Genomic DNA, 14,115 nt, shown 5'->3' with positions numbered 1-14,115 from the left:
TGCTGAATGTTTAAAACAAGAAGTTTAAAACTTTTAAGCCTATTTGCCACTATTGCCTTAGCCATTGTGCTAAGTGCATGTGGTAACGGTGGCGGAAGTTCATCAAAAGAAAAAGACACATCACTTGGTAATAAAGAAATCGAATTACCTTACGTTGCTAGCGATAACTCTGCACCACGTACATTAGTCATTGCTGAAGTTTTAAAGAAAGCTGGTTATGATGTAACAACAACACCTGTTCAAGCAAGTGGCCCGTTATATGCTTCTGTAGCTGAAAATCCGGATTCATTCCATGCATCAGGTATTTTCCCATCTACAGATAAAAGCTATTATAATAAATTCAAAAGTAAATTATCAGTTTATGACAAAGAAAATTTTGTAGATGACGTTAAAGTTGGCTTGGCCGTACCAAAATACGAACAAGATATCGATTCTATTGCTGATCTTAAAGACAGTAAAAAATTCGATAAAGACATTCAAGGTACTGACGCAAGAAATGGCGTTATGAAACAAACTAAAAGTGAATTAGATGAAGATAATTTAGACGGCAATAGTCTTAAAGAATCTTCAGACCAAGATCAATTTAAAGCGATTCAAAAAGCTTATAAACAACAACAACCAATCCTATTTACAGCAATGGATTCAAGTTGGTTCTCTAAAGAATTAGATGTAAAAATGTTAAAAGATCCAGATAAAATCTATGGTAAAGAAGATCAACATATCAATTTAGTATTCAACAAAGAATTTAAAGAAAATCATCCAGTTGCGTATACAATTGCAACACGCATGTCAGACGACTGGAGCAAAAAAGATGAAGATCAATTAGCTAAGAAAATCTTCAAAGACCAAAAAAATCCAGAACAAGTTGCAAAAGATTATGTAGATGACCACGACAATAAAGTAGACGAATGGTTAGAAGGCATCGACCACTAATCTTAGCTACGAATTAATAACTCCGAGTAACAATCATGTAAAGGACTTGAGAATGAAGACATTCTCAAGTCCTTTTTTGTGTATTTAACTGAAGATAATTGTTTAGTTTATGTAAAAACCATTTATATTTGGTAAGATAAAATTATTCGTGATACATTACGAAATAAACATTGTTATTATTAATTAACATTATTACTTGAGGAGTCATAGTTATGCCAACATCAACACAAAAACGCATGATTAAACATATTAATCAAACTGCCTTTGAATTGTTACACCATAATCATTTTGATGAAATTACTGTACAAAAGATTTGTGATGCAGCCGAAATTAACAGAAGTACATTTTATCGATATTTTCAAGATAAATATGATCTACTTCTACCACTTACAGAATTCTTAATGGAAGAAGAAGTAGTGAAGTATGATGGCCATAATGCTTCAACAGATGCGTTCGAACTGTTTATCCATTTTATTGATAGTAACAAACGCGTTTTTAAAAATTTATTAGTAGCTTCAAGACAAGAAGATGTATTTCGTCTGTTCACTCGATATGGTAGTGAAAAAATGATTGAAGAAGCACAAAACAATAATGACCCTCTTTCTAATAAAATTAATAATAGTAAATTCCCACAATTAATTACTGATTTTTATAGTAGTGGTTTAATAGAAATTATTCGTCGGTGGGTTGAAAATGACTATAGTTATTCAGCTGATGAAATTTTAGAAGCTTTATATGATAGTTTGGATATCAATATCCCCTCTTGTTATAGCAGACAAACACAATTTGACAACCAAAATTGACAGTGTTAACTTTAACTAGAATGACTATTCTATTTTTAATGAGTGATGAAGATGTCCAAGAAGAAACAAGATTTATTAGAAGTAGCTGAACGATTATTTTATCAACACGGTTTCCATGGTGTTGGTCTCAAACAAATTATTCAAGAAGCTAATGTAGCCACAATGACACTTTATAATCATTTTGATTCAAAAGAAAAATTAGTAGAAGCTGTCCTTAAACAACGTGAATCACGTTATTGGCATTATTTAGAAGATGGTGTTAATCAATCTCCTCATCAACCTTTTATTTCAGCTGTTGATGCACATTGTAAATGGTTAGAAGACTATTCTTATACTGGAGATATGTTTATGAGAGCTATCGAAGATTATAGTGACAGTGATAGTAATATAGAATCTATCGCTCGTGGTCATAAAGAGCGTCTTTTAAACTTTCTTGAAAATTTAGCTACTCGATCTAACTTTAAAAATGGTCGTGATTTAGCGATTAGATATACTTTACTTATGGAAGGTACAACTTCTATGACAACACTATTAGGTGTAGATGAAGCGACAAAGCATGCACGTTATATTGCACATCTATTTATAGATGAAGCAACCAAATACAATTAATATTTGAGATTGATGTTTTCATCAATCTCTTTAATTTCAACCTAAAATAGAATGAACGTTCTATATAAAAGAGGGAGTGATCATATAATGAATTTCTATAAACTTGTATTTCCAGGTATTGCCATGATTGCTACAATCTATGGTTTAGGTAGATTTAGTTTTGGCCTATTTCTCCCTGATATTTCTAAAGATTTACATTTAAGCGCTTCAAGTGCTGGAATTATATCATCTTTATTTTATTTATCTTATTGTTTTACCATCATCTATGCTACGTTAAGAACTGCAAAAACTGGTCCTAAATATATGATTATGTTAGCTAGCTTATTAGTTATTTTAGGTTTAATCACCATTAGCATAGCCTCCAATGCATTGACGCTTTCTTTAGGTGTTATATTTGCTGGAGCGAGTTCGGGCCTTATCTCTCCACCTTATGGTTATGCTATTTCATTATGGATTAAATGGGAACAACAAGGTAAAGCTAACACATGGATTAATTCAGGTACGAGTATAGGTTTAGTGTTTACTGGAATAACTGCTATGTTAGTTTTTATAGATTGGCGTTCAGTATATTTAATTTATGGGATTATCGCCATTTTAATTACCGTATGGAACTTCTTTATTATTCCGTCTTTAAAACACAACATAAACATAAATCCAGGTTCTCTTAATATTCTAGATATAAGTGCCAGTAAAAGAATTATCTTTGCATCTACAATATTAGGTATTTCAACTGCACCATATTGGACCTTTTCAAAATCATATGTTCAAAATACTGATCACTACTCGCCTATCGCTTTATCTATATTTTGGATACTTATTGGTGTAGCTGGTGTATTAGGCGGTATTTCCGGTCGAATGATTGATCAATACGGACTTAAGTTCTCATATTTTTTAGGTGTCATTTTAATGGCAGCTGCATCTATTCTACTGGCATTAACACCTTTTATTTGGATAGTACCTTTCCTAGCTTCTTTACTTTTTGGAGCAAGTTATATATTTATTACAGGTGTATTGCTTGTTTGGGGAGTTAAATTGTTCGTTAAAAACGCTTCTCTTGGTATAGGAATTCCATTTTTAATGTTAGCAGTAGGACAAGTCATTGGTTCTGTTTTAGCAGGCCCTATTGTAGAAGAATTAGGTTATACATTCACCTTTGTAATATATGGCATTATTGGTTTAACACCAATCTTAATCTATCCAAAAGTTGAAGTTAAACCTCCGAAAGTTAATATCGACGATGAATATACAAAACTACAAAAAGCAAATAAAGATTTACTATAGATATAAAAGAAAGCTCCTCAAAGCGAATTGAGGAGCTTTCTTTATTTATATTAATCTTCATTTTTATTATCGAAATTTCTTCCTTCTAGTCCTGCTAATTCTTCTTTAGATGCATGTGGTGCTTTCATCTCAAACACTTTATCTACAACAGTGTAATCATAATATCCTAAACGTGCAATTGGACGAATTGAAGGTATATCTAGCTTTCCATCTTCAGTAATCACTTTATCATCGATATGAACTTGAGCAACACGACCAATTACAATATCCACTGTAGATACCGGGTCACCAGTTGGTATACGAATAGTTTGAACATATTCACATTCAAAATGAACAGGAGATTCCTTAACTCTATATCCAGGTGCTTCAATACATTCTTCTTTAGTCACACCAGCATATTCAAATTCATCTTCTTCAGGTGCTAATGCTTTGGATGATAAATTAACAGCTTCTCTTAAATCATAAGTCGCCATATTCCAAACAAACCAACCTGTTTCTTCTGCATTTTTCACTGTATCTTTACGTTCGTGGTCTCCTAAAACAGATTGATTAGCGGCAAACATAACCATTGGCGGGTCCCATGTTAGATTCTGATATTGACTATAAGGTGCTAAATTATCTTTACCATCCTTAGAAACAGTTGATATCCATCCTATAGGTCTTGGTACTGTACTACTTTTAAATGGATCATGTGGTAATCCATGAGATTTAGTGCCTTGCTTTGGTGAATAATTCATTGTTCCTCACCCCTATTAAATATTTATATTTCTTCAATCATACAATAACTTCATTGATAATTCTAATACTAAAAAACGATTTACTTATAGTCACATGCTATAAATAAATCGTTTAAAAATAATTAATAACTATTAATCTAACAATATTCCTTTAACTTTTATTTAATAAGCGTTAGCATCACTAGGCATAAATAACGATACGATAAATGCAACAAAACCTATACAAGCGATTGAAGCAAACATCATAAAGTAACTAGACATCTCACCAATATAAATCATTATTATTGGAGCAATGGCTGTTCCCATAAATAATATCACTGTATTTACAGATAAAAAGAATCCTTGATTACGATTAACTGTAATTCCTACTTTTGAAATGACTGAAGGGATTGCAAAGGCAATACCAGCTACAAACGTAACGCTAAAAATAGTTATGCAAATAATGTTAGTAGTCATTCCCATAACTAAAAGTGAAATTGTACTTATTAATAAAGCTAATGAGATCAATCGTTTGATACCTATGCGACCGCTCAAACGTCCAGCTAATAATGATAGCAACATACCAATAACACCAAATAGTTTTACTAATGATGCTGTTGAAATGTCACCATTCAATTTATCAGATAGTATATATAAATTTAAAATAGCGTACATACTAATAAACATAATCAATAAAGTAAATGAAATGAATAAACAGTAAATAACTTTTAAATTATCTCGAAAGTCTTTGAAGTTATTAAAAAATTTAAGTAATTTAACATCAGTATTTCTGCGAGGACTTTCAGGTACAAATTGATAAATAACAAATACCAATAACAAATATAATACTGTTAAAGTAAAATACACCCAATGCCAATTTAAATGATGAACTATCATTTCACTTAAATTTTGTCCTAACACACCAGATAACATAAAACTTGTACTAATAAAGCTAATTGCTGTAACTCTCTTTTTAGCAGGGTAAGTTTCTGTGGTATAAGTAATGGCTACTGGAGAAAATGCAGCGGCAAATATTCCTTGTAACGCACGCATAACAAGTAATAATGTAAATGAATTTACAAAGCCAATAATAAAGCAAATCAATGTCAAACCACTTAATCCTATTAATATTGTTTTAATTCTCCCGTATTTATCAGAAATGGTTCCATAAAATAGACAGCTAATTGAATACATAATAGAGAAAATAACACCATTTAAAGTAGCAACAGATTGTGGAATATGAAATGAATGAGCAAATGCTGCAGTAAGCGGAAGTGCAGTATATAAACTTCCCATAACGATAATTCCTGAGAAAAAGAGAATTATAGTTATAAGATTATAATGACGTTGTTCTTCCATTTATCTTTATACTCCCTTCCTATTTTTTATTAACGTTACCTATTATTACACTTTAACTCATAAAACTAAAGAACCTATTTAATTTGCAAAAAATTTAAAATTTATAGCAAATTAAATACCACGTTGATATACGCTGTAATTTGCTCATCTATCCCTTTTATAACCTACAAGCAATTCGTATTGACTTTCATCACCCCAAGATATATAATATATCCAGTATAAAAAATATATTAAATGGAGGTGACCCATATGAAAGTAGAATTAGGTTTAACATCTTTTGCTGATAACACTGTTATTCACATGCCAGAAGGTTCAGAATTACCTATCTCAAACGCGGAAAGAATTAGAAATATCGTTGAAGAGATTCAGCTTGCTGATCAATTAGGATTAGATGTGTATGGTCTTGGAGAACATCATAGAAAGGATTATGCAGTATCCGATCCTGTTACAGTATTAGCTGCAGCTGCTGCAAAAACATCTCACATTAAACTTTCTTCTGCCGTTACCGTATTATCGTCTGATGATCCAGTCAGAGTATACGAACGTTTTTCAACATTAGACGCCGTATCTAATGGTAGAGCTGAAGTAATGATTGGTAGAGGTTCATTTATCGAGTCATTTCCTTTATTTGGTTACAATTTAAATGACTATGAGGATTTATTTAATGAAAAGCTTCAAATGTTGCTAAAAATCAACAATCATGAAATGATAGATTGGGAAGGTAAATTACGACCTAGCATTGATAAGACAGGTATATATCCTAGAATAGAACATGGACAATTACCTATTTCAATTGCTACAGGAGGAACACCTGAATCTTCTTTAAGAGCTGGTGCATTAGGTTTACCAATTACTTATGCTATTATTGGTGGTAATCCTAAACGTTTTACTCGCAACATTGAGATTTATAAATCTGTTGCTGAATCATATGGTCACAATCCTTCTGAACTGCCGATTTCAGTCCATTCTTGGGGCTATATTGCTGATACAGATGAACAAGCTAAACGTGAGTTCTTCCCGTCATTAAAAGCACATCAAGATATACTTGGTAGAGAACGCGGTTGGCCAATTTTTGATGAACAAGCCTTTGAAAGAGAAATTGGAAGCAATGGTGCGATATACTTAGGAAGTCCAGAGACTGTCGCACAAAAGATAATTGAAACTATAGAAACTCTAGGTCTTAATCGTTTTATGATTCATACACCAGTAGGATCAATGCCTCATGAAAAAACAATGCATTCAATTCGTCTTTTTGGGGAAAAGGTTAAACCTATAGTAGATAAATATTTTAAAGATAAATAGGAGGAAATATTATTATGATATTACGTTATGCTACAAATTTAAAACTTGCTAAAGAATTATACGATGCATCAAAACCAAAATTACAAGGTGATCAAGGTATGGTTGATACATTCACAAATGTGTTCGGATTACCAGAACAATCTGTTAAATTAGCTGGTGGTGTTGAAGCTGCAGCTGCAGGTTTATTCGCAGTTAGTTTCTTAAGTAAAACAGCTTCACGTTTAGGTTCATTAGCTACTATTTCAGTATTAGGTGTAGCAACTTATAAACACTTTGAAGCTGGCCATGGTAAAAAAGGTGCACAACACGCATTAGACTTACTAGGATTAGCAACATTAAGTTTACTAGATACATTTGATGGTAAACGCAAATAATTTTGACCATAAAATAGACCACATCCTTGTGGTCTATTTTATTTATATTTATTTAACAAATGTAATGGAATATGACACATATGATGATCTTCAGGATAATGTTCTAATCTATCTTGATGTTCTAACGCACTTTTTACATAATTAGACAGAGGTAAGACTTCCACCTTTATTTTAAAACAATCTTCTCTTTGATTTATAAAGTCTTTCGCTTCTTGCAAATGTTGATCATCCTTACTATAAAAACCTGTTCTATATTTTTTACCTACATCATGCCCTTGTTTATTTACACTATATGGATCAATGACTTCAAATAAATACTCCATAATTTTATATATTGTTAACACTTCAGGATCATAAGTTAATTTTACGCATTCTGCATATCCATCATAATTCCCATCTAATGTTTGAGTCTTTCCATTGGCTCTTCCAGCTTCTGTTGAAATAATGCCTGGTATTGTTTTAAAAAATGCTTGCACTCCCCATAGACATCCACCAGCCACATATACTGTTTCCATACTATTCACCTCTTTAGTTGAATTATACAAAAATAAATTAAAAGTACTTATTACTTCTCTATATAACAAAATATTCATAAACAACCAATGCAAAGTGACAAAACTGTTATTCAATTGACACCTCATACATAGGTCTTTTAAAAGTTTAAATGATATCTTTAATTTAGATATTAAATAGCTTTAATCATTTACCATTTACTCAAGGGGAGATCTATTTGTTTCATCAATCTATCAAATATTTTATCAGTGCTATTGTCATTGCTATAGCTTTATTACTTAATTTCAACCAAAATGTTTTAGCTACTACAAACGAAGATCCACATAAAAACCACATTTCAAATCAAAAAGATAATACATATACATTTAAGACAACAAAAGAAAGACATGTGCAACAAATGAAATTGTTGCCTGAAACTGGTCAAAACAGAAAGCATACACCCCTCCTAGGGTTAGTAGTGCTTTTAGTAATAGGTATTACTTTTATCTTTATAAAACGAACTTCATCTAAAAAATAATATATTTTATATTAATTTCTCCTTTCTTAAACTTTCATAAATTAATCTTTTTTTCATATAAGTATCGATAAATACCAACTTCTTATAGTTTTTATCGATACTTTTTTCTATAGTTAAATCGAATTAACGACAATTAAATAATATTAAACTCCATTTAATTAAATAAAATAAAAAGAATTAGTTTCAAAACTTAAATGTCATAAATATTTTTAAAAAAATTATATATTTATATTGACTTAAAAATATCTGATGTTATATTTGAATCGTAAATAAATTTTTTGGAGGTTTTTATATGAAAGCAAAATTTTTCACAGCTAGTTCTTTGTTAATTGCAACTTTAACGTCCGCTACTCTTCTCAACTCAGCACAAGCCGACACTATGTCCACGCAACATCAAGATAATAACCAACAAGTTAAACAGAGCCAACACCAAAAGAAATCTAACATTCAGAACAAAGACAACATTAAACCTATCGAGAAAAAAGAAAGAGCAAATGTTATATTACCTAACAATAATAGACACCAAATTACAGATACGACTTTAGGACACTATGCACCAGTAACTTTCATTCAAGTCAAAACTAATGGCGGTACTGCAATTGCATCAGGTATCGTAGTTGGTAAAGATAAACTTTTAACAAATAAACATGTCGTCGATGCTACTAATGGTAATCCACAAAATCTAACTGCAGCCCCTTCCGCTATCAATGAAAATGACTTCCCTAATGGTAGCTTTACTGCTGAAACTATCACTAAATATCCTGGTAATGCTGATTTAGCCATCGTAAAGTTCTCTCCTAATCAAAACGGTGAAAATATTGGAGATGTTATTCAACCAGCAACAATAGACGGTAATGTAGATTCAGAAACTAACCAACCTATTACTGTAACTGGATATCCTGGTGACAAACCACTTGCTACTATGTGGGAAAGTAAAGGTAAAATCACTAAACTTCAAGGCGAAAATATGCAATATGATTTAAGTACTACTGGTGGTAATTCCGGTTCTCCAGTATTTAACTCAAGAAATGAACTTATCGGTATTCATTGGGGTGGCGTTTCTAATGCTTATAATGGTGCGGTTTACTTCAATGATGATGTTTTAGATTTCTTAGAACAAAACATTCAAGATATTAACTTTGCAAATAATGACGATGGCAATGATGACGCCGCTTAATTTTGAAATATTTTAAATATAGCTATACAATATCCATCCAATGGAGGTTTATTAATGCAAACTACATCTAAATATAAATTATTTAAGTTACTTACTTTTTCTATCATTGTTGCTTTACTGTTATCACTAAGCGCTATAACTAATATTAAAACAGCTCAAGCTAATCAAGATTCAGATCAACTTGAAATTAATGTAAAGAGTAACAAAGTACCTCAAAAAGTAGAACAATTAGCACAACAACAGTATGTTGGCTATGCACAAGCACTTGATAAACAACACAATAAGCAAAGTGGGAAATATCAATTAGGCGAACCTTTTAATATTTATAAATTTAATGGCGAAGAAGATAATAGTTATTATTATCCTATTTTGAAAGATGGCAAAATTGTATACACACTAACAATAAGTCCAAAAACAAATTCCGACTTAAAAAAATCTAAAGAAGACGCTAATTATAGCGTGAAAATATCTAATTTTATTGCTGATGATTTAGATAAAATTAAAGATAAAAATTCAAAAATCACTATCCTTACTGATGAAAAAGGATTTTACTTTGAAGAAGATGGCAAAGTCAAATTAGTTAAATCTACACCACTACCTACTAACACTAAGGAAAAAGAAAGCAGTAAAACTGTTTCTTCAACACTCAAAAAACAATTAAACAATACATCTGAACCGACTAAAATTAAAGAAACTCAATATGCAGAAAATGAAAGTAATAATCAAGTTCAATATGAAAACACCCTAGATCATTTCAAAATTAGAGAACAACAATTTGATAATTCTTGGTGTGCAGGATTCAGTATGGCTGCCCTACTTAACGCTACAAAAAATACAGATAAATACAATGCATATGACATTATGAGAACTTTATATCCTAATGTTAGCGAAGCAGAATTGCCACAATATTCTACTAACCCAAATCAAATGATAAGATACGGTAACTCACAAGGTAGAGATATCCAACATCAAAGTGGCATGCCTTCTTATAACCAAGTTGATCAATTAACTAAAGATAATAAAGGTGCTATGATTTTAGCACATAGTGTTGAAAACAATCCAAATGATCCTCATCTTGGTCACGCTCTAGCCGTGGTTGGTAATGCTCAAATTAATAATGAAGATAAAATTATCTATTGGAATCCTTGGGATACTGAACTATCTATTCAAGATGCAGATTCTAACTTATTACATCTGTCATTCAATAGAGACTATACATGGGATGACACAATGATAGGTTATTAATTAACATAGTCATTGATATTGATTAGAGGTAGGTGAAAGTATGTATCAACTTCAATTTATTAATTTAGATTTCAATCCATCAACACTCACAAAGGAACAGCTTAATTTGATTCAACAATTTTTAGGTAATTGGAAAAACCAATCACTTAAAAAATCAATTAGTATTCGATATGAAAGACATACTCTTCTTAATCAATATCAAATAATTCAAATTGATTCTAACCATCAGCGTATCAAAATATTACCTGAAGATAATCAGCAAATAATATATACATTAGACTATGAAGACTCACAACATATTTTAATACAAACATCGATTCATCATTCTTACGGCACTTCAAGACCAATAAGATATGAAAAATAAATTACATTAAAATCACAATATGAATAACGCCGTTCAAAGAAAGATACATTAAAGCATCTCCTTTGAACGGCGCTTTAATATGTTTAATTAATAAGTAGTTGAACTCCTCTTACTATATTAATGATAAATAGTATGCCTGAACCAATGATTAATATAGTAGCTAAAATAAATAATAGTACCATTAGTATAGTGTTACTATCGTAAAATGCTGGTGCCATTGCAAAACAAATTAAAGACACGACGATAAATAACCACGATAAAATATGATTGAATAATGCATTTCTAGAATGTGTAGATGCAGGTTTTTCACCCACAATCCAAACAATAAGTGGGAACAGTACGGGTGCAAAAAAGATACTTAAATAGCTTAACGATCCCAGTACATTATTGGTTCTATTATCCAATTCTCTATTGTTATCTTCCATCTGTTGCCACCTCTTTTTTCATTTCATTTCTTTGTATATACTCAATTATTTCCTAGGTTATTTATTTATACCTCTAGTAGCGTTGATTTACACATTATCATCTATATATCCCATTTAATTAACTATCTAATAATATAACCCTGTTGACCTAATATATTTAAAATACTTTTAGCCTGTATATTCATACCTTTAGTACTGATAATTGGATAATTATAAAAATTTAAAACTTGTTGTTCTAAATTTGCATCATTAAATAAAAATTGATGAGGATAATGTTCTAATAATTCTTCGGTGACAGCTTGTTTTAACGCTAGTATTTTAGCACCGTAATGCATACCTTCTATAAGCGGCAACCCAGTACTTTCTACTTCAGAGGTAAACAACAAATGATTACTACGGTAATAAGTCTGCATTTTCAAACAATCAATTGAACCAATAAATCTTACTGGTAGTTTTTCTTTACGACATTGCTTAAACATTCGTTTTATTGAACGTGTTTCATCTCCGTTTAATGTGATTTGTATATAAGAAGGAATTTGAAATTTCTTAATTGCTTGTCCCACTTTTACTACTAAATCAAAACGTTTATAGTTTTCAGTATTAGTCGGATAAAATAAATGGATGGCTTCATCATGTACTTCAGGGTACGAAGTAAATAGTTTTGGCTGACAAACTTGAACTTGGTCGTTATATGGTTCTACTAACTTTTTCATTTCATTAGTCTGAACAATAATACAATCTGCATCACTCACGCTTTTTCTAATCTTTTTCTTTAATATATTCATTTTCAATCGCTTAAGCATACTATCTGATTGTTTGTACGATTCGTTTATGAATGCAAGTGCTTGATGAACATATAAAATCTGCTTTCCACTAAATCCCGAGACACCATAATTTAGTAATGACACAATACAATCTGGTTGTAATTTTTTTATCATGCGCTTTAATGTAACAAATTCAAAATAGATTCTGTGCAAAATTGAATATTTAATAAATGGAAACGTCATGCCTTTAACGTGTTTAGATTCATAGACTCGTCTTTTACTTGTAATAAATAGCCATTCATTATGTTTATCTTTTAATACTTCCTTATTAAAATAATCCGATATGGTTTTTGCTCCTCCATATTCACTTGCATAATCTAATACTAAAATCTTCATCTTTCCATCTTCCTAATCTATCATTAGAGGCTAACATTTAATCTTTCGAAATATTCACCATTAGAATTGATTTCAGTATATTTATAGCTAAACCCTACATTCATTTCTTTAATTGTTTGATCTGTTTCATCATCGCTTCTACATTTTGTTCAATCTTAAATTCACTTTCATAAAATCGGCGGGCATTCGTACCCATTTCTGCTCTCAATGTTTGGTTATCAGTTAATTGACTTACATATGTCAAACATTGGCGATAATCACCATTATTAACCCAATATCCGCATTGCTGTTTGACAATTTCACTGCCAGCATCTGTATTACTATCAGTCATAGCAATCACTGGTTTACCAAACATAAAATAACTTGTTAGTCGTTGAGGGTAATTAGGTATAGTAAAACGTTCGTCTAAAAATATAAATCCTACATCACTTTCTTTTAACAGTTGATGATAGGCATGTTGAGATAATCTCTGTATAGTAATTACATTGTCAATATGTTTAGTAGCTTGAACAACATCTTCAAATTCAGTGCCATTACCTACAATCACCATTTGAGCATTGGGTATTTGGTTAAATCCTTGTGCAACAGCTTTAATCTTGTCTGGTGATTGTGGTACACCAATATTCCCACCATAGATAAATGTAACTTTTTCTGCATCTAAACCATATTGACGAAAGATTTTTGCCTTTTTATGACTAAATTTTTGTGAAATATCGTATAATCCATTTCTAAAAATGTGTATTTTATTTTTCACAATATTAGGATGATGATTTGTAATAAATTTCTCATTAGCTTCTGACATTACACCAATATAGTCTGAAACTTTGTATAGTAATGTTTCTTGCTTTTTAAAATATCGATACATAAAGCTATCTTCTTTTAACATATTTAAATCAACAGCATTTTGTGGAAATATATCCTTTAACAATAAAGCCGTTATTGCATTAAATTGTTGCTTCAAATCTCGAACTAGTGGCCCAATTGTGACAGGTGGGGTTGGGTATAGAATCAACTGAAACGTATCGTTAGGAAAATATTTACCAATGGCACGTTTAAATAATCGACTAATGATTAGCATACTAATGCCTCGTTCAATTGCATTTGTTTGATTAATATTTGTGGGTAATTTCACTCTTAATATCGATACATTATCTTCTTTAATTACATGCGTCTTTTCTACGTGTCGTCTCTCCAAAGGACAGAGCACAACAACGTCTTCATAATATTGTTTTAATTCATTAATTAAATAAGGATATAACCCAATGTCTTTAATCGTTGAAATATTGACTACCGTTAAAAATATTGCTTTCATGTCATCACCAAGTTGTTTTTATAAA

Annotated in this window: 16 protein-coding genes; 10 read left to right on the top strand and 6 right to left on the bottom strand. The window is 30.9% G+C overall.

The genetic code is table 11. The features are described 5' to 3' along the window. Positions 1–6 precede the first annotated feature (6 nt). The 4 genes from NSQ15_RS01095 (at position 7) to NSQ15_RS01080 (ending at position 3,626) form a co-directional block, all read left to right on the top strand. Entirely contained in the window at positions 7–933 is a 927-nt protein-coding gene (locus NSQ15_RS01095; protein ID WP_154873977.1) for a glycine betaine ABC transporter substrate-binding protein, read from the top strand. A 212-nt stretch (positions 934–1,145) separates the two neighbouring features. Beyond that, a complete protein-coding gene (locus tag NSQ15_RS01090) occupies positions 1,146–1,736 on the top strand; it encodes a TetR/AcrR family transcriptional regulator (protein ID WP_154873974.1) in 591 nt (196 codons plus the stop codon). A 51-nt stretch (positions 1,737–1,787) separates the two neighbouring features. Further along, complete coding sequence (locus NSQ15_RS01085) at positions 1,788–2,345, top strand: TetR/AcrR family transcriptional regulator (RefSeq protein WP_017637253.1); 558 nt, start codon at positions 1,788–1,790, stop codon at positions 2,343–2,345. Between the two features lie 87 nt (positions 2,346–2,432). Next, positions 2,433–3,626, top strand: coding sequence for an MFS transporter (locus NSQ15_RS01080; protein WP_017637254.1), 1,194 nt, complete (start codon positions 2,433–2,435; stop codon positions 3,624–3,626). Positions 3,627–3,676: 50 nt separating this feature from the next. Here the strand turns inward: NSQ15_RS01080 and NSQ15_RS01075 are convergent, their stop codons facing one another. Both NSQ15_RS01075 and NSQ15_RS01070 read right to left on the bottom strand, forming a co-directional pair. Beyond that, positions 3,677–4,363, bottom strand: coding sequence for a flavin reductase family protein (locus NSQ15_RS01075; protein WP_017637255.1), 687 nt, complete (start codon positions 4,361–4,363; stop codon positions 3,677–3,679). Positions 4,364–4,525: 162 nt separating this feature from the next. Beyond that, the gene (locus NSQ15_RS01070) at positions 4,526–5,701 is read right to left on the bottom strand and encodes an MFS transporter (RefSeq protein ID WP_070453348.1); all 1,176 of its coding nucleotides are present in this window, start codon (positions 5,699–5,701) and stop codon (positions 4,526–4,528) included. Between the two features lie 249 nt (positions 5,702–5,950). Between NSQ15_RS01070 and NSQ15_RS01065 the strand changes: the two genes are divergently transcribed. Both NSQ15_RS01065 and NSQ15_RS01060 read left to right on the top strand, forming a co-directional pair. Further along, complete coding sequence (locus NSQ15_RS01065; RefSeq protein ID WP_070453351.1) at positions 5,951–7,003, top strand: LLM class flavin-dependent oxidoreductase; 1,053 nt, start codon at positions 5,951–5,953, stop codon at positions 7,001–7,003. A gap of 14 nt (positions 7,004–7,017) precedes the next feature. Beyond that, positions 7,018–7,377, top strand: a complete 360-nt coding sequence (locus NSQ15_RS01060) for a hypothetical protein (protein WP_029055901.1) — start codon at positions 7,018–7,020, stop codon at positions 7,375–7,377. Positions 7,378–7,415: 38 nt separating this feature from the next. Here NSQ15_RS01060 and NSQ15_RS01055 read toward each other — a convergent pair whose 3' ends face one another. After that, the gene (locus NSQ15_RS01055) at positions 7,416–7,892 is read right to left on the bottom strand and encodes a peptide-methionine (S)-S-oxide reductase (protein WP_029055900.1); all 477 of its coding nucleotides are present in this window, start codon (positions 7,890–7,892) and stop codon (positions 7,416–7,418) included. A 215-nt stretch (positions 7,893–8,107) separates the two neighbouring features. On the opposite strand from NSQ15_RS01055, the gene NSQ15_RS01050 reads away from it, so the two are divergent. The 4 genes from NSQ15_RS01050 (at position 8,108) to NSQ15_RS01035 (ending at position 11,193) form a co-directional block, all read left to right on the top strand. Further along, positions 8,108–8,407, top strand: coding sequence for an LPXTG cell wall anchor domain-containing protein (locus NSQ15_RS01050; protein WP_340746877.1), 300 nt, complete (start codon positions 8,108–8,110; stop codon positions 8,405–8,407). A gap of 292 nt (positions 8,408–8,699) precedes the next feature. Beyond that, entirely contained in the window at positions 8,700–9,584 is an 885-nt protein-coding gene (locus tag NSQ15_RS01045) for a trypsin-like serine peptidase (protein ID WP_070453360.1), read from the top strand. A gap of 54 nt (positions 9,585–9,638) precedes the next feature. Further along, positions 9,639–10,829, top strand: coding sequence for a C47 family peptidase (locus NSQ15_RS01040; RefSeq protein ID WP_017637262.1), 1,191 nt, complete (start codon positions 9,639–9,641; stop codon positions 10,827–10,829). Positions 10,830–10,869: 40 nt separating this feature from the next. Next, positions 10,870–11,193, top strand: a complete 324-nt coding sequence (locus NSQ15_RS01035; RefSeq protein WP_017637263.1) for a cysteine protease inhibitor staphostatin B — start codon at positions 10,870–10,872, stop codon at positions 11,191–11,193. A gap of 83 nt (positions 11,194–11,276) precedes the next feature. Here the strand turns inward: NSQ15_RS01035 and NSQ15_RS01030 are convergent, their stop codons facing one another. From NSQ15_RS01030 to NSQ15_RS01020, 3 genes are all read right to left on the bottom strand, one after another. Then, complete coding sequence (locus tag NSQ15_RS01030; protein WP_017637264.1) at positions 11,277–11,618, bottom strand: hypothetical protein; 342 nt, start codon at positions 11,616–11,618, stop codon at positions 11,277–11,279. 122 nt (positions 11,619–11,740) lie between these two features. Then, positions 11,741–12,778 carry a glycosyltransferase gene (locus tag NSQ15_RS01025; RefSeq protein WP_070453363.1) on the bottom strand — a complete coding sequence of 346 codons (1,038 nt, stop codon included), beginning with the start codon at positions 12,776–12,778 and terminating at the stop codon, positions 11,741–11,743. Positions 12,779–12,878: 100 nt separating this feature from the next. Next, positions 12,879–14,090, bottom strand: coding sequence for a glycosyltransferase family 4 protein (locus NSQ15_RS01020; protein WP_340746876.1), 1,212 nt, complete (start codon positions 14,088–14,090; stop codon positions 12,879–12,881). Between the last annotated feature and the right edge of the window lie 25 nt (positions 14,091–14,115).

Source organism: Staphylococcus sp. FSL W8-0774 (assembly GCF_038006785.1).
Classification (GTDB): domain Bacteria; phylum Bacillota; class Bacilli; order Staphylococcales; family Staphylococcaceae; genus Staphylococcus; species Staphylococcus pasteuri.
The sequence above is the reverse complement of the archived record's forward strand: the minus strand, read 5'-3'. Positions and strand labels throughout refer to the sequence as shown.